This window comes from Leifsonia sp. 22587 (assembly GCF_052044215.1).
GTDB lineage: Bacteria > Actinomycetota > Actinomycetes > Actinomycetales > Microbacteriaceae > Leifsonia > Leifsonia shinshuensis_C.
Genome location: NZ_JBQENB010000001.1, coordinates 1,080,346 through 1,098,176 on the forward strand (window position 1 = coordinate 1,080,346; position 17,831 = coordinate 1,098,176).

General features: G+C 72.3%; 19 protein-coding genes. 14 read left to right on the plus strand and 5 right to left on the minus strand.

The features are described from left to right. Nucleotides 1-678 carry a transcriptional repressor LexA gene (gene lexA, locus ACTJI1_RS05215; protein WP_310129979.1) on the minus strand — a complete coding sequence of 226 codons (678 nt, stop codon included), beginning with the start codon at nucleotides 676-678 and terminating at the stop codon, nucleotides 1-3. Nucleotides 679-924: 246 nt separating this feature from the next. Here lexA and ACTJI1_RS05220 point away from each other — a divergent pair, with 246 nt between their 5' ends. The 11 genes from ACTJI1_RS05220 to ACTJI1_RS05270 all read left to right on the plus strand — a co-directional run bounded on the left by ACTJI1_RS05220 (nucleotide 925) and on the right by ACTJI1_RS05270 (nucleotide 11,057). Next, nucleotides 925-1,305, plus strand: coding sequence for a LysM peptidoglycan-binding domain-containing protein (locus ACTJI1_RS05220; RefSeq protein WP_396427071.1), 381 nt, complete (start codon nucleotides 925-927; stop codon nucleotides 1,303-1,305). 61 nt (nucleotides 1,306-1,366) lie between these two features. Next, entirely contained in the window at nucleotides 1,367-2,512 is a 1,146-nt protein-coding gene (locus ACTJI1_RS05225) for a histidinol-phosphate transaminase (RefSeq protein WP_440741806.1), read from the plus strand. Next, nucleotides 2,509-3,111 (plus strand): imidazoleglycerol-phosphate dehydratase HisB, encoded by a 603-nt coding sequence (gene hisB, locus ACTJI1_RS05230; RefSeq protein WP_440741807.1) that lies wholly within the window; start codon nucleotides 2,509-2,511, stop codon nucleotides 3,109-3,111. Before ACTJI1_RS05225 ends, hisB begins: the two co-directional genes overlap by 4 nt. After that, nucleotides 3,108-3,749: an imidazole glycerol phosphate synthase subunit HisH gene (hisH, locus tag ACTJI1_RS05235; protein WP_310129972.1), complete on the plus strand. Its 642-nt coding sequence runs from the start codon at nucleotides 3,108-3,110 to the stop codon at nucleotides 3,747-3,749. Before hisB ends, hisH begins: the two co-directional genes overlap by 4 nt. Before the next feature lie 60 nt (nucleotides 3,750-3,809). Further along, on the plus strand, nucleotides 3,810-4,556 hold the full coding sequence (priA, locus tag ACTJI1_RS05240; protein ID WP_440741808.1) for a bifunctional 1-(5-phosphoribosyl)-5-((5-phosphoribosylamino)methylideneamino)imidazole-4-carboxamide isomerase/phosphoribosylanthranilate isomerase PriA: 747 nt from the start codon (nucleotides 3,810-3,812) through the stop codon (nucleotides 4,554-4,556). Beyond that, nucleotides 4,540-5,487: an SseB family protein gene (locus tag ACTJI1_RS05245; RefSeq protein ID WP_440741809.1), complete on the plus strand. Its 948-nt coding sequence runs from the start codon at nucleotides 4,540-4,542 to the stop codon at nucleotides 5,485-5,487. The genes priA and ACTJI1_RS05245 overlap by 17 nt, the downstream gene beginning before the upstream one ends. Nucleotides 5,488-5,511: 24 nt before the next feature. Then, nucleotides 5,512-5,730, plus strand: coding sequence for an SCO4848 family membrane protein (locus tag ACTJI1_RS05250; RefSeq protein ID WP_440741810.1), 219 nt, complete (start codon nucleotides 5,512-5,514; stop codon nucleotides 5,728-5,730). A 4-nt stretch (nucleotides 5,731-5,734) separates the two neighbouring features. Next, nucleotides 5,735-6,301, plus strand: coding sequence for an HhH-GPD-type base excision DNA repair protein (locus ACTJI1_RS05255; RefSeq protein WP_440741811.1), 567 nt, complete (start codon nucleotides 5,735-5,737; stop codon nucleotides 6,299-6,301). A 317-nt stretch (nucleotides 6,302-6,618) separates the two neighbouring features. Beyond that, complete coding sequence (locus ACTJI1_RS05260) at nucleotides 6,619-10,005, plus strand: TM0106 family RecB-like putative nuclease (RefSeq protein ID WP_440741812.1); 3,387 nt, start codon at nucleotides 6,619-6,621, stop codon at nucleotides 10,003-10,005. A 115-nt stretch (nucleotides 10,006-10,120) separates the two neighbouring features. Next, nucleotides 10,121-10,525: a helix-turn-helix transcriptional regulator gene (locus ACTJI1_RS05265; protein WP_440741813.1), complete on the plus strand. Its 405-nt coding sequence runs from the start codon at nucleotides 10,121-10,123 to the stop codon at nucleotides 10,523-10,525. 109 nt (nucleotides 10,526-10,634) lie between these two features. Next, a complete protein-coding gene (locus ACTJI1_RS05270; RefSeq protein WP_310129959.1) occupies nucleotides 10,635-11,057 on the plus strand; it encodes a VOC family protein in 423 nt (140 codons plus the stop codon). 12 nt (nucleotides 11,058-11,069) lie between these two features. Here ACTJI1_RS05270 and ACTJI1_RS05275 read toward each other — a convergent pair whose 3' ends face one another. Genes ACTJI1_RS05275 through ACTJI1_RS05285 form a run of 3 tightly spaced genes read right to left on the minus strand, consistent with a single transcriptional unit; the run spans nucleotide 11,070 to nucleotide 13,638 of the window. After that, nucleotides 11,070-11,969: a sucrase ferredoxin gene (locus ACTJI1_RS05275; RefSeq protein ID WP_440741814.1), complete on the minus strand. Its 900-nt coding sequence runs from the start codon at nucleotides 11,967-11,969 to the stop codon at nucleotides 11,070-11,072. Further along, entirely contained in the window at nucleotides 11,966-13,372 is a 1,407-nt protein-coding gene (locus ACTJI1_RS05280) for a cupin domain-containing protein (RefSeq protein ID WP_440741815.1), read from the minus strand. Before ACTJI1_RS05280 ends, ACTJI1_RS05275 begins: the two co-directional genes overlap by 4 nt. Beyond that, nucleotides 13,372-13,638: a BatC protein gene (locus ACTJI1_RS05285; protein ID WP_310129953.1), complete on the minus strand. Its 267-nt coding sequence runs from the start codon at nucleotides 13,636-13,638 to the stop codon at nucleotides 13,372-13,374. Before ACTJI1_RS05285 ends, ACTJI1_RS05280 begins: the two co-directional genes overlap by 1 nt. 224 nt (nucleotides 13,639-13,862) lie before the next feature. On the opposite strand from ACTJI1_RS05285, the gene ACTJI1_RS05290 reads away from it, so the two are divergent. From ACTJI1_RS05290 to ACTJI1_RS05300, 3 genes are read left to right on the plus strand one after another with little or no spacing between them, the layout of a single operon-like run. Then, nucleotides 13,863-14,810: a MetQ/NlpA family ABC transporter substrate-binding protein gene (locus tag ACTJI1_RS05290; protein ID WP_440741816.1), complete on the plus strand. Its 948-nt coding sequence runs from the start codon at nucleotides 13,863-13,865 to the stop codon at nucleotides 14,808-14,810. Next, nucleotides 14,810-15,874, plus strand: a complete 1,065-nt coding sequence (locus ACTJI1_RS05295; RefSeq protein ID WP_310129950.1) for a methionine ABC transporter ATP-binding protein — start codon at nucleotides 14,810-14,812, stop codon at nucleotides 15,872-15,874. The genes ACTJI1_RS05290 and ACTJI1_RS05295 overlap by 1 nt, the downstream gene beginning before the upstream one ends. Then, nucleotides 15,871-16,530: a methionine ABC transporter permease gene (locus tag ACTJI1_RS05300; protein ID WP_310129948.1), complete on the plus strand. Its 660-nt coding sequence runs from the start codon at nucleotides 15,871-15,873 to the stop codon at nucleotides 16,528-16,530. The genes ACTJI1_RS05295 and ACTJI1_RS05300 overlap by 4 nt, the downstream gene beginning before the upstream one ends. Nucleotides 16,531-16,555: 25 nt before the next feature. Here the strand turns inward: ACTJI1_RS05300 and ACTJI1_RS05305 are convergent, their stop codons facing one another. Next, complete coding sequence (locus ACTJI1_RS05305) at nucleotides 16,556-17,827, minus strand: citrate/2-methylcitrate synthase (protein ID WP_440741817.1); 1,272 nt, start codon at nucleotides 17,825-17,827, stop codon at nucleotides 16,556-16,558. Nucleotides 17,828-17,831: the final 4 nt, after the last annotated feature.

The window sequence follows — 17,831 nt, forward strand, 5'->3', positions numbered from 1 at the left end:
TCAGACCGCGCGGAGGACCGCGACGACCTTGCCGAGGACGGTGGCGAAGTCGCCCAGGATCGGCTCGAAGTTGGAGTTGCGGGGCAGCAGCCAGGTGTGGCCGTCGCGCTGGCGGAAGACCTTCACCGTGGCCTCCTCGTCGAGCATGGCCGCGACGATGTCGCCGTTCTCCGCTGTGTTCTGCGCGCGGACGACGACCCAGTCGCCGTCGCAGATGGCCGCGTCGATCATGGACTCGCCGACGACCTTCAGCATGAACAGCTCGCCGTTGCCGACCAGCTGGCGGGGGAGCGGGAACACCTCGTCGACCTGCTGCTCCGCGGTGATCGGGATGCCGGCGGCGATGCGGCCGACGAGCGGCACCATGGCGGCGTCGCCGACGGGCGTCTGGTTCTCGTAGTCCGGGGTCGGGCCCGACGACGGCAGGTCGATGAGGATCTCGAGCGCACGCGGACGGTTCGGGTCGCGACGCAGGTAGCCGCTCAGCTCCAGTTGGTTCAGCTGGTGGGTGACCGAGGAGAGGGAGGAGAGGCCGACCGCGTCGCCGATCTCGCGCATGCTCGGCGGATAGCCCCGCTGGCTCACCGAGCGCTGGATCACGTCGAGGATCGCGAGCTGCTTGTCGCTGAGGTTCTTCCGGCGGCGGGTGCCCCCGCGGGCCTGGTTCTCGTTCGACACGGGCGTCCTCTCCTGGCGTCGGCGTCGTCCGGGGGTGCTCCCGGTACGAATGTCGGTGGTCCCTGATCTGATGTCCTCAGACAGTCGAAACTGTATCCGCGTCGGAAGGGGAAGACAAACATGTGTTCGAGTGTGTCGCGAACTTCGTCCCTGAATTCCTCGTCCGAGGGCGCCTTGCGGATTCGGACATTCGAAGATACATTCGGAACACAGCTTCGCACCCGCGAGTCTGAGGAGGTCACGGCCATGAGTGCAGTACTGATGAGCGAGTCGGTTCCCGCCCTGCGTGCGGTCCCGCCCCTGCCCGAGGGCGCCCGCGTCCGACTGCGCCTCACCCGTCGCGGCCGCGCGGTCCTGTCCGCACTCGTCGCCCTTCCCCTCGTCATCGGCGCGCTGGTCTTCGCCCTCAACGGCGGCGGAGCGGTCGCGAACGGCGAGCAGACCCACGTCAGCTTCCAGTACGTGACGGTCGAGTCCGGCGACTCGCTCTGGTCGGTCGCCGAGCGCGTGGCCCCGAACGCGGATCCGCGCGACGTGATCGCCGACCTCGTCTCGCTCAACGGCCTCGAGTCCGCCGTGGTGTCGCCCGGCCAGCAGCTCGCGATCCCGGCGAAGTACGCGCACTGAGCGCGCGCGAGCGGCCCGTCATCGGGCGTAGCGCATCCATCGCCCTGGCTACGATTGAACGGTGACTTCTCTCTCCGAGCTGCCGATCCGCGACGACCTCCGTGGTCGTTCGCCGTACGGCGCGCCTCAGCGTCCGGTTCCCGTCGCGCTCAATGTGAATGAGAACACGCATCCGGTGCCCGAGGACGTCGCCTCGGACATCGTCGCTCGCGTCGCGGCCGCCGTCGGCGGAGTCAACCGGTACCCGGATCGGGAGTTCACCGAGCTCCGCGAGGCGTTCGCCCGCTACCTCGGGCACGACCTCACGCCGGAGCAGATCTGGGCGGCGAACGGCTCGAACGAGGTGCTGCAGCACATCCTTCAGGCGTTCGGCGGTCCGGGGCGCACGCTGCTCGGCTTCGCCCCGACCTACTCGATGTACCCGCTGCTCGCGGCCGGGACCGGCACCGAGTACCTGGCTGGCACCCGCGACGCGGACTACGAACTCACACCGGAGACGGCCGCGTCGCAGATCCGCGACCTCGACCCGGACATCGTGATCCTCTGCTCGCCGAACAACCCGACCGGCACGCCGCTCGGCATCGAGACGATCGAGGCGGCGTACGCCGCCGCCCGCGGCATCGTCGTCGTCGACGAGGCCTACGCCGAGTTCTTGCCCGACGGTGTGCCGTCCGCGCTCACCCTGCTGCCCGGGCGACCTCGCCTCCTGATCTCGCGGACCATGAGCAAGGCGTTCGCGTTCGCGGGCGCCCGCGTCGGCTATCTCGCCGCCGACCCGGCCGTGGTCGACGCGCTGCGGCTGGTCCGCCTCCCGTACCACCTGTCCGCACTCACGCAGGCGGCGGCGCTCGGCGCGCTCGCTCACGCGGACGAGATGCTGGCCACCGTCGGCGAGATCCGCACACAGCGCGACCGGCTCGTCTCCGAGCTGCGCCGCCTCGGCTACACGCCGCACCGCTCGGGCAGCAACTTCGTGCTGTTCGGGGGTGTGAGCGACCCGCAGGCGACCTTCGAGGCGCTGGCCGAGCGCGGCATCCTGATCCGGGATGTCGGCATCCCGCACCACCTGCGGGTCACCGCCGGGACGGAAGCCGAGACCACCGCGTTCCTCGAGGCGCTGGCCGCGCTCGGGCGTCCGGGCGCCGCCGCCGCCCAGGATGAGGCGCCGGAGCGGTCGCAGGGCGCCCCGGTAGACTCGGACCTATGACGAATCGCGCCGCCACGGTCACGCGGGAGACGAGCGAGTCGAGCATCGAGCTGAGCCTCGACCTCGACGGCACCGGCACCTCCGACATCGAGACGAGCGTCCCGTTCTACGACCACCTGCTGACCGCGTTCGCCAAGCACTCGCTCACCGATCTGCGCATCCGCGCGACCGGTGACACCGACATCGACGTGCACCACACGGTGGAGGACGTCGGCATCGTGCTCGGGCAGGCCATCCGGCAGGCCCTGGGCGACAAGTCGGGCATCTCCCGCTACGGCGACGCGCTCGTTCCGCTGGACGAAGCGCTCGTGCAGGCGGTCGTCGACATCTCGGGCCGCCCCTACCTCGTGCACAGCGGCGAGCCCGCCGGCTTCGAGCTTCACCTGATCGGCGGGCACTTCACCGGGTCGATGGTCCGTCACGTCTTCGAGGCGATCTCGTTCAACGCCGCGCTCACCACGCACATCACCGTGATCGGCGGCCGCGACCCGCACCACATCGCGGAGGCGGAATTCAAGGCGTTCGCTCGCGCGTTCCGCCAGGCGAAGGCGCTCGACCCGCTGATCAGCGGCATCCCCTCGACGAAGGGCGCGCTGTGACCGACGGGCGCGCTCCGAAGGTCGTCGTCTTCGACTACGGGTCGGGCAACGTCCACTCGGCCGTCAAGGCGCTCGAAGCCGCAGGCGCCGACGTGGAGCTGACCGGCAACCGCCGCCGTGCGCAGGAGGCCGACGGCCTGCTCGTCCCCGGCGTCGGTGCGTTCACCGCCGTCGCCGAGGCGCTGCGCGCCTCGCACGGGGACGAGGTCGTCGACCGGCGCCTCGCCGGAGGGCGGCCGGTGCTCGGCATCTGCGTCGGGATGCAGGTCATGTTCGACCGCGGTGTCGAGCACGGCATCGAGACCGAGGGGCTGGGGGAGTGGCCGGGCACGGTCGACCTCCTGCGCGCCGACGTGGTGCCGCACATGGGCTGGAACACGGTGCGGGCTCCGGAGGACTCCACGCTGTTCGCCGGCCTCCAGGACGAGCGGTTCTACTTCGTCCACTCCTACGCGGTGCAGGACTGGACGCTCGCCCCCGAACCGCCGTTCCCGTCGCCCGTCGTGACATGGGCCGACCACGGCACGCCGTTCGTCGCCGCCGTCGAGAACGGACCGCTGAGCGCCACGCAGTTCCACCCGGAGAAGTCCGGGCAGGCCGGGCTGCAGCTGCTGCGCAACTGGGTCCGCTCGCTCTGACCGCCGCAGCATCCCACCGCTCCATCCCGTCCGCAGCGCCGGACCGACACGAGGAACCACATGACCGACTTCATCAGCACGCCCCGGCTCGTCCTGCTCCCCGCGGTGGATGTCGCCGATGGCAAGGCCGTCCGGCTCACCCAGGGGGAGGCGGGCAGTGAGACCAGCTACGGCGACCCGGTCGACGCGGCCGCCGAGTGGGCCGACGCGGGTGCGGAGTGGATCCACCTCGTCGACCTCGACGCGGCGTTCGGCCGCGGTGAGAACCGGTCGCTGCTGAAGCGCGTCATCCACCAGGTGCACGGCGTCAGCATCGAGCTCTCCGGCGGCATCCGCGACGATGCGTCGCTCGCGCAGGCGCTCGAAGCGGGCGCGACGCGGGTCAACCTCGGCACGGCGGCGCTGGAGAACCCGGAGTGGGCCGCCAGTGCCATCAGCACCTACGGCGAGGCCATCGCCGTCGGCCTGGACGTGCGCGGCACGACGCTTGCGGCCCGCGGCTGGACGCGCGAAGGCGGCGACCTCTGGGATGTGCTCGCGCGCCTCGAAGACGCCGGCTGCGCCCGCTACGTCGTGACCGACGTCACCAAGGACGGCACGCTGCGCGGCCCGAACCTCGACCTGCTGCGTCAGGTGCTCGACCGCACCGAGCGCCCGGTCGTCGCCTCCGGCGGCATCTCGAACCTCGACGACATCGCGGCGCTGCGCGAGCTGGTGCCGCTCGGGCTCGAGGGCGCGATCGTCGGCAAGGCGCTGTACGCGGGCGCGTTCACCCTGCCCGAGGCGCTGGATGTCGCGGGACGCTGACCGCGGAGACCGGGCCGATCCGTCGGGCCGCTCGGCGGGGGACGGGGACGCCGCTCGCGAGCGCGCGGAGCAGGCCACGGACGCGGGACCGACCGCCGCGGGGCCGACCGACGCGGGGCCGACCGCCGCACGCCCCAGCGAGACCGGGGCCGCGCGTCTCGCCGGCTTCGCCGCCTCCCTCGCCGATTCGGCGGGTCAGCCGTGGGAGGGCCGCTCCTTCGACGACAACCCGTTCGGCGACGACGACGGAACGGCGCCTCCGGCCCTGCTGGGCGCCCTGGTGGCCTTCCGCGCGGGTGACGCCGGCGCCGAGGCGGTCGTGGATGCGCTGCGCGAGTCCCGGCTGCTGATCCCGCTGATGGCCGAGCTCGGCGAGCACGAGGAGAACGCCGCAGGTCTGCTCGTCGACAAGTCGCAGGAGCTCTCGATCGTGACCGTCGCGGGTCCCGACGGGCGCACGGTGCAGCCCGTCTTCTCGTCGGTGACGGCGCTGCAGACCTGGAACCCGTCGGCCCGGCCCGTGCCGGTCGAGGGCCGGCGCGCCGCCCTGGCCGCCGCGGCCGAGGGGACCGAGCTGATCGTGCTCGATCCGACGTCGGAGACCGAGTTCGTGCTGCGGCGCCCGGCGGTGTGGGCCGTCGCGCAGGGCACCCGGTGGCTGCCGAGCGACCGCGATCCCGAGGTCGAGGCGGCGTTCCGCGCATCCATCGGCTCGGAGCTCGGCGTGCATGACGTCGAACTCGTGTCCGGCGACCCGCAGAGCCGGCTCGCCGGGGAGGAGCTCGTGGTCCGGCTGGCCCTCGCGGCGGGCCTCACGCGCGAGGAGCTGGACGCCATCCTGGCGCGCCTGGCGCAGCGCTGGGCGGCGGACGACGTGATCGCCACCCGCGTCGACTCGCTGCGGGTGCAGCTCGTCTCGTCCGGCGGCTGAACCCCGGCTTAGGCTGGACGCATCATGACCGTTTTCGCCGCCATCGTGCTGTTCCTCAATGCGCTGTTCAACGTCTTCGCCTGGCCGCGGTTCTTCGCGCGGGTCCGCAAGGACGCACGCGCCCGGGACGCGGCGGGGCGCGCGACGCCGTTCCTCGTCGTGCACGGCGTGCTGCTCGGTGTCGCCCTGCTGCTGGCGGTGCTGTCCGCAGTGGCGGGCGTCCTGCTGCTGGTGGCAGGCTGAGGCCATGGCACTGAACATCACCGGCGACGCCGAGGCCGACGCCCTGCTCGACGAGTCCCCGTTCGCTCTGCTGACCGGGATGCTCCTCGACCAGCAGGTGCCGATGGAGACCGCGTTCGCCGGTCCGGCGAAGCTGCGCGACCGTCTGGGCGCTCTCGACCCCGCCACGGTCGCCGGCATGGACCCGGACAAGCTCGCCGAGGTGATGAAGCAGAGCCCCGCCGTCCACCGCTTCCCGGGGTCCATGGCCGGCCGTGTGCAGGCGCTCGCGGCGGCGATCGTCTCCGACTGGGGAGGCGACACCGCGGCGATCTGGACGCAGGGCGATCCGGACGGCGCCGAGGTGCTGCGCAGGCTGAAGGCACTCCCCGGCTTCGGCGAGCAGAAGGCGAAGATCTTCCTCGCCCTGCTCGGCAAGCAGAAGGGGCTCGAGGCTCCGGGATGGGAGCAGGCGGCCGGCGATTACGGAACGCCCGGCTACCGCTCCGTGGCCGACATCGTCGACGCCGACTCCCTCACGCGCGTGCGGGAGCACAAGCGGGCGGCGAAGGCGGCGGCCAAGGGGCACTGACGGCGAACGGTGCGGATCTTTCCGTGCGAATCCCTCCACAAGCCGGGACGCGCGGGTGAGGCCGGACCGATCCTGTGGACGGCCACGTGCTGTCGGTGGTCGCCGATACTCTCGGAGTACCGGGTCGACCCCGGTCGGCTGATGAGAGAAGGGAGGCCGCCGTGTTCCTGCTCGACGGAGTGATCGTCACCAGCGCCAGCGACCTCACCGAGGCCTCGAAATGCGAGTTCGCCTTCCTGCGCGCGCTCGACGTGAAGCTCGGCCGCCTCGAGAAGACCGAGCAGATCGAAGACCCGATGTACGTGCGGTCGTCCCGGATGGGCGACGAGCACGAGCACCGCATCCTCGAGCGGTACCGGGAGCGGTTCGGCAGCGGCGTCGCCGAGATCGAGCGGCCGGCCCAGCTGACGGCGGACTCGCTGGCCGAGGCGGTCAGGCAGACGGCGGCCGCATTCGCGTCCGGTGCTGACGTCGTGTTCCAGGCGACGTTCTTCGACGGTGGTTTCGTGGGATTCGCCGACTTCGTGGTCCGGCTCCCCGACGGGCGCTACCGGGTCCAGGATTCCAAGCTCGCCCGCAGCGCGCGCGTGACCGCCCTGCTGCAGCTCGCCGCCTATGCCGACCAGCTGCGCCGGATGGGAGTGGATGTCGACGAGACCGTCGAGCTCCTGCTCGGCGACGGGTCGGTGAGCGAGCACGCGCTCCACGACATCGAGCCGGTCTACCGCAAGCGGCGGGCACGGCTGCTGTCCATCATCTCGCAGCACGTCGCCGATGACGGTCCGGTCGCGTGGGGCGACCCGCGCTTCACGGTGGACGGACGATGCGACACCTGCGACGCCGAGGTGCAGGCCACGCGCGACGTGCTCCTCGTGGCGGGGATGCGCGTGACGCAGCGCGAGCACCTGCTGGCCTCCGGCATCGCCACCATCGACGCTCTCGCCGCGTCGACCGAACCGGTCGACGGGATCCCGGATGGGACGCTCGACGGACTGCGCGAGCAGGCGCGACTGCAGCTGCAGGCGGTGCCCGACAGCCCGCCGCCCGCGCGCGTGTTCAACGCGCCGGTGCTCGCGGTGCTCCCGGAGCCCGACCCGGGCGACCTGTTCTTCGACTTCGAAGGCGACCCGCTCTACACCGAGGGCGCGGGGGAGCGCTGGAACCTCGACTACCTGTTCGGCATGGTCGACCAGGAGGAGGAGTTCACCGCCTTCTGGGCGCACGACTTCGCGGCGGAGCGCGTGGCGCTCGAGGCGTTCCTGGCGTTCGTGCGGGATCGGCGGGAGCGGTTCCCGCGCATGCACATCTACCACTACGCGGCGTACGAGCAGACACACCTGCTCGCGCTCGCCGCTCGGCACGGGGTCGGCGAGGAGGAGGTCGACGCGCTGCTGCGCGAGAACGTGCTGGTCGACCTCTACCCGCTGGTGCGCAAGGCCGTCCGCGTCGGGTCGCGGTCGTACTCCATCAAGAAGCTGGAGCCGCTCTACATGGGCGACGAGCTCCGGCAGAGCGAGGTGACGAACGGCGCCGACTCGATCACCGAGTACGCCAACGCGCGCGATCTCATCGCTCTCGGCCGGCTCGACGAGGCCCAGCCGCTGCTCGATGCACTCGGTGAGTACAACCGCTACGACTGCGTCTCGACCCTGCGGCTGCGCGACTGGCTGCTCGCCCGTGCGGCCGAGAACCGCATCCCCATCGGCGCCGCTCCGGCGGAGGAGGCCGAGCTGGCGCCGGACGAGTCACCGCTGCGCGCGGGCCTCCTCGCCTTCGCCGGCGACCCCCTCGACCCGCACCGGTCGGGTGACCGGCAGGCGATGGCGCTCGCCGCGGCCGCGATCGACTTCCACCGGCGGGAGCAGAAGAGCTTCTGGCAGTCGCACTTCGCCCGGCTGATCCAGCCGATCGAGGAGTGGGCCGAGACGCGCGACGTGCTGGCGGTGGAGACCGCCGTCGTGCTGCGCGACTGGTATCTCGACGAGGGTCAGCGGGTCGAGCGTCGCGAACTGCTGCTCACCGGGCAGTGGGGAGCAGGCAGCTCCGTGCGTGTCAGCGAGCGGACAGGGCCGTACCTGCTGTACGAGTACCCCGGCCCGTTCCGGCAGCCGCGGGCGCAGCCCGGTGCGCGCGCTGCGCGCACGGTCGCCGTCATCGAAGCGCTCGACGACGGGTCGGTCGTGGTGCGCGAGACCCTGCCGCCGGAGGTTCCGCCGTACCGCGATCTGCCGAGCGCCCTGACGCCGGCGGCACCGCCCGACTCCCGGCGTCTCGCCGAGGCCATCCGGGAGTGGGGGACCGCACTGCTGATCGCCCGCCACCACGAGACGTGGCCGGTGGATGCGACCGTCGACCTGCTGCGCCGGACGCCGCCGCGGACGCGCTCCGGTGCGCTTGTGCCCGACCCCACCGCCCTCGGCGGCGACGGCGACGGACGGATCGACGCCGTCGTGGCGAGTCTCCTCGACCTCGACCGCTCGTATCTGGCGGTCCAGGGGCCGCCCGGGACGGGAAAGTCCCACTTGGGCGCCCACGTCATCGCCCGGCTGGTCGCCGACCACGGGTGGCGCGTCGGGGTCGTCGCCCAGTCGCACGCGGTCGTCGAGAACCTGCTCGACCGCGTGGTGGATGCGGGGCTCGACGCCACGATGGTCGGCAAGACGCCGAGCGCGAGCTCGGGTGCGGGCGCCGGCGCTCCCTCCGACGAGCCGGGCGAGGCCGCCGAAACGGTCCACCGGTTCACGGCGCTCCCGACGAACGGACACCTCGAGTTCGCCGGTGCCAACGAAGAGCGCGGCTTCGTGCTCGGCGGCACGGCCTGGGACTTCGCGAACGCCGCGCGCGTCCCGCGCGGCAGCCTCGACCTGCTCGTGGTGGACGAGGCGGGCCAGTTCTCGCTCGCGTCGACGATCGCGATCGGGGTCGCCGCGAAGAACCTGCTGCTGCTCGGAGACCCCCAGCAGCTGCCGCAGGTGAGCCAGGGGCGGCATCCCGAACCGGTGGACGGGTCGGCGCTCGGCTGGGTGAGCGACGGGCACGACGTGCTCCCGCCGGAGCTCGGCTACTTCCTCGCCGAGACGCGGCGGATGCACCCGGACCTGGCCGCGGCCGTCTCGCGGCTGTCGTACGAAGGCAAGCTCCGTGCGCACGAGTGCGCGGCCGAGCGCGAGCTGGGCGGCGTCATGCCGGGCCTCCACCCCGTGCCCGTGCTGCATGTCGGAAACTCGACCGCGTCGCCGGAAGAGGCCCGTTCCGTGGTGGAGCTCGTCGACGATCTCCTCGGCCGGTCGTGGAGCGACCCCGCCGCCGGTCGTGACGACTCGCCGCTGGGGGAGGACGACATCATCGTGGTCACCCCGTACAACGCGCAGCTGGCCGAAGTGCGCGCTCTGCTCGACGCCGCCGGGCACCGCGGGGTCCGGGTCGGCACGGTGGACAAGTTCCAGGGCCAGGAGGCCGCCGTCGCGATCGTCAGCCTGGCCGCGTCGTCGGCCGTCGACGTCCCGCGCGGGATGTCGTTCCTGCTGATGAAGAACCGGCTCAACGTCGCGATCTCGCGCGCCAAGTGGGCGGCCTACCTGGTCCACTCGCCGGAGCTGACGGAGTTCCTCCCGACGACGCCGGCGGGAGTGGGCGAGCTGAGCGCGTTCATCCGGCTGGTGGAGGGCGCGGACGAGACCGCCAGCCTGCCGGTCGGGTCCTGACGCTGGCTCGCCGTTGCCGGGGGTCCGGCCTGGCGGACGGGCCCCGCCACCCGCCTGGTTCCGGCCTCGTGGACGGGCCTGCCGCCGCGCTGGGGGCCGGTGTTACGCTCGACGCGTGTCACCGGAGGAGCTGCAGACGCTCGCGCACCTGCGCCGCGCACGGGACCTGATCGATCGCGACTACGCCAAGCCGCTCGACGTCCCGACGATGGCGGCGCGCGCGTTCATGTCGCCGGCGCACTTCTCGCGGCAGTTCCGCGCCGCCTACGGCGAGACGCCCTACAGCTACCTCATGACGCGGCGCATCGAACGGGCGATGGCGCTGCTCCGCGGCGGCATGAGCGTCACCGACGCGTGCATGACGGTCGGCTGTACCTCGCTCGGCTCGTTCAGTTCGAAGTTCACCGAGGTGGTCGGGATGACGCCGACGCAGTACCGCACGCGGGAGCACGCGGCCGTCCGCGCGATGCCGGACTGCATCGCCAAGCAGCGCACCCGTCCGGTCCGGTCGCGCGCCTGAGAGTCGGCGGCCGGTGCCGAAAGTGCGCACAACCGGTACGTGCACCGGCTTCTCCACAGAAAGCAGTTTTGGAGAAGCGACGCCGGGCCGCCGTTCCTAGAGTCGACTCATGACCGTTTCACTCCAGTACTCGCAGATCACCGTCCTCGACCCCGAGGAGTCGCTCGCGTTCTACCGCGACGCCCTCGGGCTCGACGTCATCCAGGATGTCCGCTCCGGCGAGCACCGCTGGATCACCCTCGGCGTCGCCGGAGACGACGGCGCCGCCGTCGTGCTCAGCGATCCGCACGCCGGCCGCTCCCAGGCCGACGGCGACGCCCTTCAAGAGCTGGTCGTCAAGGGCTCGATGAGCCCGATCGTGTTCCGCACCGACGACCTCGACACCGCGTTCGAACGCGTCCGCGCGGCCGGAGCGGAAGTGCTCCAGGAGCCGATCGACCAGCCGTGGGGGCCGCGCGACTGCGCCTTCCGCGACCCGTCCGGCAACATGGTGCGCATCCTGCAGTCGGCACCCGCGACGCAGAACGCCTGACGCCCGGCGCCGTCAGGCCGGGTCCACCGACACGGGCACGAACTCGCGCACCGGGTGGGCGATCGTCGCGGCGCAGGTGCTCAGCAGCGGCTCCGACAGACGTTCGCCCACCTCGACGGTGAGCGTCTCGTCGCCATGGCGGAGGTCGACGCGCCAGCCGTGCGGATGCGGGTGCTCGTCGAGCACGCGGAAGGCATCGATCCGATCGTCGCCGGTCGCCGTGCGGGCGGACGCCTCCGCCGCCTGGGCGACCGTCGTCAGGGCGGTGCGTCCGCGCAGCAGGCCGGGGACCACCCGTCCCTCCGCGTGCCGCTCCACCACCGTCTCGACGTCCTCCGCGAGCACCCGCCCGTAGAGGAGGCCGTGCGGGAAGGCGATCATCGTCGCGGCGAACCGGTCGCCACCGAGGTGCGAGCACTCCCACGTCAGCTCCGGATGCGAGGCGGCCAGCGCCTCCACCACCGGCCGGCCGCGCACGGCGCAGCACTGGTCGTGGCGGGCGTGGGTGCAGACGGCGTAGATCGGCGCGTCGCTCGGCTCGCCGGCGCTGCCGTCGAGCGGGAGCGTCAGCAGCTCGGCCGGGTCGTCCACGCGCCCCCAGCGGATGGACTCGCGACCCGGACGGCAGTCGACCAGCGCCCAGCGCCACGACGACTGGTCCCGGCGTTGCGGAGCGCGCAGCCGGGTGCGCCGGATCGCGAGCGGGCGCATCCCGGCCTCCTCGGCGCGCGAGACGATCGCGGCGCCGAGGGCCGGGTCCAGGTCGGAGTCGAAGAACGCGTGGCGTCCCCAGCCGCTCTCGATCTCGACGAGCAGCCAGCGCTCGCCGAGACCGGCCGTGCCCGGCAGCGGGTCACCCCGCCCGATGGCCCGGTCGCTGCACGGCAGCCAGCCCGGGACGGTGTCCGTCACGTGGCGGTCGCGGTTCCGAAGTCGGCGGTCGCGCTGCGCTCGCCGTCCGACGAGACGCCCGCCTCGTCGGCCGGGTCGACGTCCGCGAACTCGGCACCGAGGTCACCGGCGTCGGCACCGCCCGCACCGGCGTCGGCAGCCCAGACACCGTCAGCGCTCAAGGCCCCCACGACGACCCCTTCCCGCAGCAGACGCCGCGCCACCACGACCGCCGACCGCTCGTCCAGCGGCAACTCTCCGACCGCCACCGGCCGGCCGTCGAGCAGCCGCTCCACGGCCTCCCGCGCGGCGATCGGCAGCGCGATCTTCTTCGTCGGGAGCCGCACCGTCACCGTCTCGACCTCCACGGTCACGTCCGCGTCGAGCCCCGGACGCGCGCGCACCAGCGTCGACGGCCCGATCGTCTCCGCGGTCGCGATGGTCGCGAGCGGACGGACGGGCGCCGGAGGCGAGTCCGAGCGCCGGCGGCGCCGCAGGCGGTCGGCGACCGCGGCCGCGACGTCCGCACGGGCCGCCGGATCCGCCAGCGCCTCCACCAGGGCGTCGACCGTCTCGCCGACCACCGCGGCCACCGCCTCCGCGTCCGACGGATCGAACCCCAGAGGCAGGGACGCCCGCAGCGCGGCCGTGTCCGCGGCCCGGGCCACCGCCTCCCGTACGACGTCGTGCCGCGTGTACGCCGCGACGCCGATCGTCAGGTGCACGGAGACGCCGCCGAGCGCCTCCGCCGAGTGGATCCAGCCCCGCGGCAGGTACAAAGCGTCGCCGGGCCGGAAGGTCTCGTCGATCGCGGGCGTCTCCTGGGCGCGCGCCGCGACCTCCTGCCGGTGGTCGCTCCACGGCTGGTCGCGCAGCGGGTCCTGGTGCACCGGCTCGTGGATGCGCCAGTGCTTCTCGCCCGCGATCTGCAGCACGAACACGTCGTGCACGTCGTAGTGCGGGTCGAAGCCGCGCGAGGACGCCGGCGTGATGTACGCGTTCACCTGCGCGGGATGCCCGAGTTCCGCCGCCAGGCGCCGGGAGAACTCCGCGATCGCAGGCCAGGTGCGGTGCAGCCCTTGGAGCACGAGGGTGGCGCCGTCCGCGAACTCGGCCAGCACCTTCGCCGAGTCGAGCTGGTCGCCCACCTCGGCGCCGAAGCCTCCGGGGCCGGTGAACCCGGACGGCGGCAGCACGTCGCCCTCCTTCGCCATGCGCACGAACGGCGTCCGCAGCGCGCGCGACGAGACCAGCTCATCCACCGCATCCGTGCTGAACAGATCCGAGAAGTCGCGGGGCAAGTCCGCCGCGCGCGTGAAGACCGGACGCCGTCCCCAGTGCTCCGCGGCGAAACGCTCGCGATCGACCGGCACGCAACGCGAAAGCGCGGGCCGGTCGCCCGGCCCGCGCCCATCCGTCGTCATCAAGCGGACCCGTCGGCTCCGCCGTCGTGCCCGCCCGCATTGGCGCCGCCATCGGCCGGCCCCTCGCCGCCCGAACCGGCCGAGCCGTCCGCTCCGCCGTCGTGGCCTCCGGGGTTGGCGCCGCCGTCCGCGGGGCCCTCGCCGGTGCCGCCGGCCGAGCCGTCGGCTCCGCCGTCGTGGCCGCCGGGGTTCGCTCCGCCGTCCGCGGGGCCCTCGCCGCCGCCGACCGCGTCGGTGCTGATGTCGTCGTCGTTGATGTCGCTCATGCTTCTCCCGTCGTTCCGTCACGCTCGATGCGTCGCCGTGCGTCCCGCACGCCGACGAGCTTCACACTACGCGCGGCCCCGTCCCGTCGTAAGAGCGGCCGGGTGAACGCGAGGCGTCACATTTCGCAAGACGTTTTGACCCGCTGGGCCGCTCGGGGGAGGCTCGTTGTGGCCGCCGACAGTGCCGGCCCACCCCCACCACCACCTTCACGAGAGGCACAGCCATGTCCGACGCCACCCCGTCCACCCCCGCGCTGCCGGAGAAGCCGAAGCGCTCCCGCACCGGCTGGTTCGTCGGCATCGGCATCGCCGTCGTGGCCGTCATCGTCGCCGTCGTGCTGGTGGTCGTGAACCTGACCGGCTCCGGAGCCGCGACGGCCAAGACCGTCACCGTCAAGATCGGCACGACCGAGGCGTCGTCGCCGTACTGGGGCGTGCTCAAGAAGGAGGCGGCGAAGGAGGGCATCGACATCCAGACCGTCAACTTCCGCGACTACACCCAGGCCAACCCGGCGCTCGCCGACGGCCAGCTCGACCTGAACCTGTTCCAGCACCTTCAGTTCCTCGCGAACTACGACGTGCAGGCCAAGCAGGACCTCGTGCCGATCGGCGCGACGCTGGTCGTCCCGCTGCCGCTGTACTCGACCAAGCACAAGAGCCTGAAGGACATCCCGCAGGGTGGGACGATCGCCATCCCGAACGACGCCACCAATCAGGCGCGCGCCCTGCTGGTGCTGCAGAAGGCGGGACTGCTGAAGCTCAAGAACGGCGGCAGCACCCTGGCGACCCCGGCCGACATCGACGCCTCCGCGTCCAAGGTGACGGTCATCCCGGTGGATGCCGCCCAGACGGCTCCCGCGCTGAGCTCCGCCGACGGCGCCATCATCAACAACAACTTCGCGCTCACCGCGGGCATCGACCCGAAGTCGGCGCTGTTCCAGGACGACCCGAAGTCGTCGACCGCCGAGCCGTACATCAACGCCTTCGTCGCCCGCGCCAAGGACAAGGACAACAAGACGTACCAGAAGGTCGCCGAGCTCTACCACACCAAGGCCGTCACGGATGCGGTGCTCGCGGAGTCGAAGAACACGGCCGTGATCGTCGACCGTTCGTCGTCCGACCTGATCGGCATCCTGGACAAGCTGAAGAAGACCATCCAGGCGGCCCAGTAGTGGCAGACCGCACGACGGACCGGACCGGTCGCGACACCGATGCGCCGATCATCGAGTTCCGCGGCGTCACCAAGAGCTTCGGCTCGGGTGACGCCGCGGTCCCGGCGGTCGACAGGCTCGATCTGACCATCGGCCGCGGCGAGATCTTCGGCATCATCGGCTACTCGGGCGCGGGCAAGAGCACCCTCGTGCGGCTCATCAACGCGCTCGAGCATCCGACCGCCGGCTCGGTGATCGTGGACGGACGCGACCTCACGACCTTGAAGGAGCGCGAGCTCCGGCGGGTGCGGGCGGGGATCGGGATGATCTTCCAGCAGTTCAACCTGTTCCGCTCGCGCACGGTGTTCGGGAACGTCGCGTACCCGCTCAAGGTGGCGGGATGGCCGGCCGACGATCGCAAGAAGCGTGTCGCCGAGCTGCTGGCCTTCGTCGGGCTCACCGACAAGGCGTGGAGTTACCCCGACCAGCTCTCGGGCGGCCAGAAGCAGCGGGTGGGCATCGCCCGCGCGCTCGCGACGAACCCCGACATCCTGCTCGCCGATGAGGCGACGAGCGCGCTCGACCCGGAGACCACCTCCGACGTCCTCGCCCTGCTGAAGCGCGTGAACCAGGAGCTGGGCGTCACCATCGTGGTCATCACGCACGAGATGGAGGTCGTCCGCTCCATCGCCGACCGCGTCGCCGTGCTCGACGCCGGACGGGTGATCGAGACCGGGAGCGTCTTCGAGGTCTTCTCGGCGCCGCGCACCCCGACGGCGCAGCGGTTCGTCGGCACGGTGCTGCGCAACCAGCCGGGGGAGTCCGACATCGAGCGGCTCCGCGGCAAGCACAGCGGGCGGATCGTGTCGGCCCGCATCCACGACGACGGCCGCCTGGGCTCCGTGCTGTCGGACGCGGTGGGCCGCCACAACGTCCGCTTCGAGATCGTCTACGGCGGCATCTCCGCGCTGCAGGGCCGCTCGTTCGGCAGCCTGACCCTGGAGCTGCTCGGTGAGCCCGCCGACGTGGATGCGCTGATCGCCGACCTCCGCACGGTCACCGAGGTCGAGGAGGTGGCCGCATGACCGACTGGTCGACCCTGTGGCCCGTGTACCTGCAGTCCATCGGGCAGACGCTGTGGATGGTCGTGGCGACGCTCGTGCTCGGCGGCATCCTGGGCCTGGCGCTCGGCGTGCTGCTCTACACCACCCGCCGCGGCGGCCTGCTGGAGAACCGGACGCTGTCCACCGTGCTCAACGTGCTGGTCAACTTCATCCGGCCCATCCCGTTCATCATCTTCATGACGGCGATCGCGCCGCTGACGCAGCTGGTGCTCGGGACGTTCCTCGGCACGCCGGCGGCGATCTTCCCGATGACGATCGCCGCCACCTTCGGCATCTCCCGCATCGTGGAGCAGAACCTGGTGACCATCGAGCCGGGCGTGATCGAGGCGGCGCGGGCGATGGGTTCGAGCCCGTGGCGGATCATCACGACGCTGCTGATCCCGGAGGCGCTCGGCCCGCTCATCCTGGGCTACACCTTCATCTTCGTCGCGATCGTCGACCTGTCGGCCATCGCGGGAAGCATCGGCGGCGGCGGCCTGGGCGACTTCGCGATCTCGTACGGGTACCAGCGCTACAACTGGGCGGTGACGTGGATCGCCGTGATCACGATCGTCGTGCTGGTGCAGGCCGCGCAGTTCCTCGGCAACTGGCTGGCGCGGAAGGCGCTGCGGCGCTGAGCGGCGCCCCGCTCGTCGGCCGGACTCACGGCCCCGTGTAGCGCCCCACCGGCCGCAGCCGCAGCGGTGCGCGGCCGTACTCGTCGAGGGCGTGCACCAGCCAGCCGACCGTGCGCGCGGTGGCGAACACGACCTCCCCGGCGTCGTCCGCCATCCCGCACGCGAGAGTGACGGCGGCGAGTGCGAGGTCGACGTTCGGATGCGCGCCCGTGCGGTCGCGCATGACGCCGGCCACGGAGTCCGCCGCGTCGACCACCTCCGCGTGCCGCCCGCTCTCGGCGAGCATCCGGAGGAGGATGCGCGCCCGCGGATCGCCCGCGGGGTAGAGCGGCTGCCCGAATCCGGGCACGGGCCCGTGCGTGGTGAGCACGGAGTCCGAGACGACGCGGGCAGCGTTCTCCCCGGCGGCCACCCGGGCCAGCAGCCGGTGGGCGGCGCGGCTGGCGTTGCCGTGCAGGGGCGAGTCGAGGGCGCCCAGTCCCGCGATGACGACGCCGTAGGGCGTCGCCCGGGCCGACGCCGCGGCGCGGGCGGCCAGCGTCGAGACGGCGATGTCGTGGTCGAGGAGCAGCACGAGGGCGGCGTTGAGCAGCGCCAGATCGGCGTCGTCCGGCGGGGTGGACGCCAATCGGGCGTACAGCCGCTCCACGAGCGAGGCCCGGGATGCGCGAGGGCCCGTGCCCGGGCCCGCGCTCGCAGAACGCAGCGGCAGCACCTCCACCATCCCCGCGACCAGCCGCTCCCCGGCGGTCGCGACCACGGACGGGTCGAGGGAGGCGCGCAGCGGGTCCGCCGCGGCGAGGGCGGTGACCGCCACCAGCTGACGGTCCCGGTCTCCCGCGGCCGCGGGGAGGGCCGCGCCGGCCGCGCGAGCGGGCTCCAGGTCGGCGGCCGGCGCCAGCCGCGCCTCGGGGTCCCACTCGCCGGTGAGCGCCCAGTGCGCCACGGTCTCGAACGGCTCGGTCGCCAGCTCGTCGACCGGCCGCCCGCGGTACGACAGCTCTCCGTCGTCGATGAGCGCGAACCCGGTCTCGATCACCATCAGGGGCGAGCCCTCCGAGCGGGCGGCGGCGCCTGGACGCCGTCGGCGCGAGGCCGCGAACCGCTCCACCTCGAGCGGATCGAAGGTCGAGCCGTCCGCGGTCCGCTCGCGCGACAGCCGACCGCGGGCGACGTAGGCGTAGAGGGTCTCGAGCTTCACGCCGAGACGCTCGGCCGTCTGGTCGGCGGTGAGGCGGGGGAGCGCATCCATATTGATCCGATCAACGTTGACGAGCGATTCGATCCAGTTCACCATACCG

Coding starts and splice junctions, on each gene's coding strand:
- ACTJI1_RS05260 (WP_440741812.1), top strand. CDS start 6,619: ATGGGCGACGAGCACGAGCACCGCATCCTCGAGCGGTACCGGGAGCGG.
- ACTJI1_RS05250 (WP_440741810.1), top strand. CDS start 5,512: ATGACCGTTTTCGCCGCCATCGTGCTGTTCCTCAATGCGCTGTTCAAC.
- ACTJI1_RS05285 (WP_310129953.1), bottom strand. CDS start 13,638: ATGAGCGACATCAACGACGACGACATCAGCACCGACGCGGTCGGCGGC.
- ACTJI1_RS05220 (WP_396427071.1), top strand. CDS start 925: ATGAGTGCAGTACTGATGAGCGAGTCGGTTCCCGCCCTGCGTGCGGTC.
- ACTJI1_RS05305 (WP_440741817.1), bottom strand. CDS start 17,827: ATGGTGAACTGGATCGAATCGCTCGTCAACGTTGATCGGATCAATATG.
- ACTJI1_RS05280 (WP_440741815.1), bottom strand. CDS start 13,372: ATGACGACGGATGGGCGCGGGCCGGGCGACCGGCCCGCGCTTTCGCGT.
- priA (WP_440741808.1), top strand. CDS start 3,810: ATGACCGACTTCATCAGCACGCCCCGGCTCGTCCTGCTCCCCGCGGTG.
- ACTJI1_RS05290 (WP_440741816.1), top strand. CDS start 13,863: ATGTCCGACGCCACCCCGTCCACCCCCGCGCTGCCGGAGAAGCCGAAG.
- ACTJI1_RS05245 (WP_440741809.1), top strand. CDS start 4,540: ATGTCGCGGGACGCTGACCGCGGAGACCGGGCCGATCCGTCGGGCCGC.
- hisB (WP_440741807.1), top strand. CDS start 2,509: ATGACGAATCGCGCCGCCACGGTCACGCGGGAGACGAGCGAGTCGAGC.
- ACTJI1_RS05300 (WP_310129948.1), top strand. CDS start 15,871: ATGACCGACTGGTCGACCCTGTGGCCCGTGTACCTGCAGTCCATCGGG.
- ACTJI1_RS05270 (WP_310129959.1), top strand. CDS start 10,635: ATGACCGTTTCACTCCAGTACTCGCAGATCACCGTCCTCGACCCCGAG.
- ACTJI1_RS05255 (WP_440741811.1), top strand. CDS start 5,735: ATGGCACTGAACATCACCGGCGACGCCGAGGCCGACGCCCTGCTCGAC.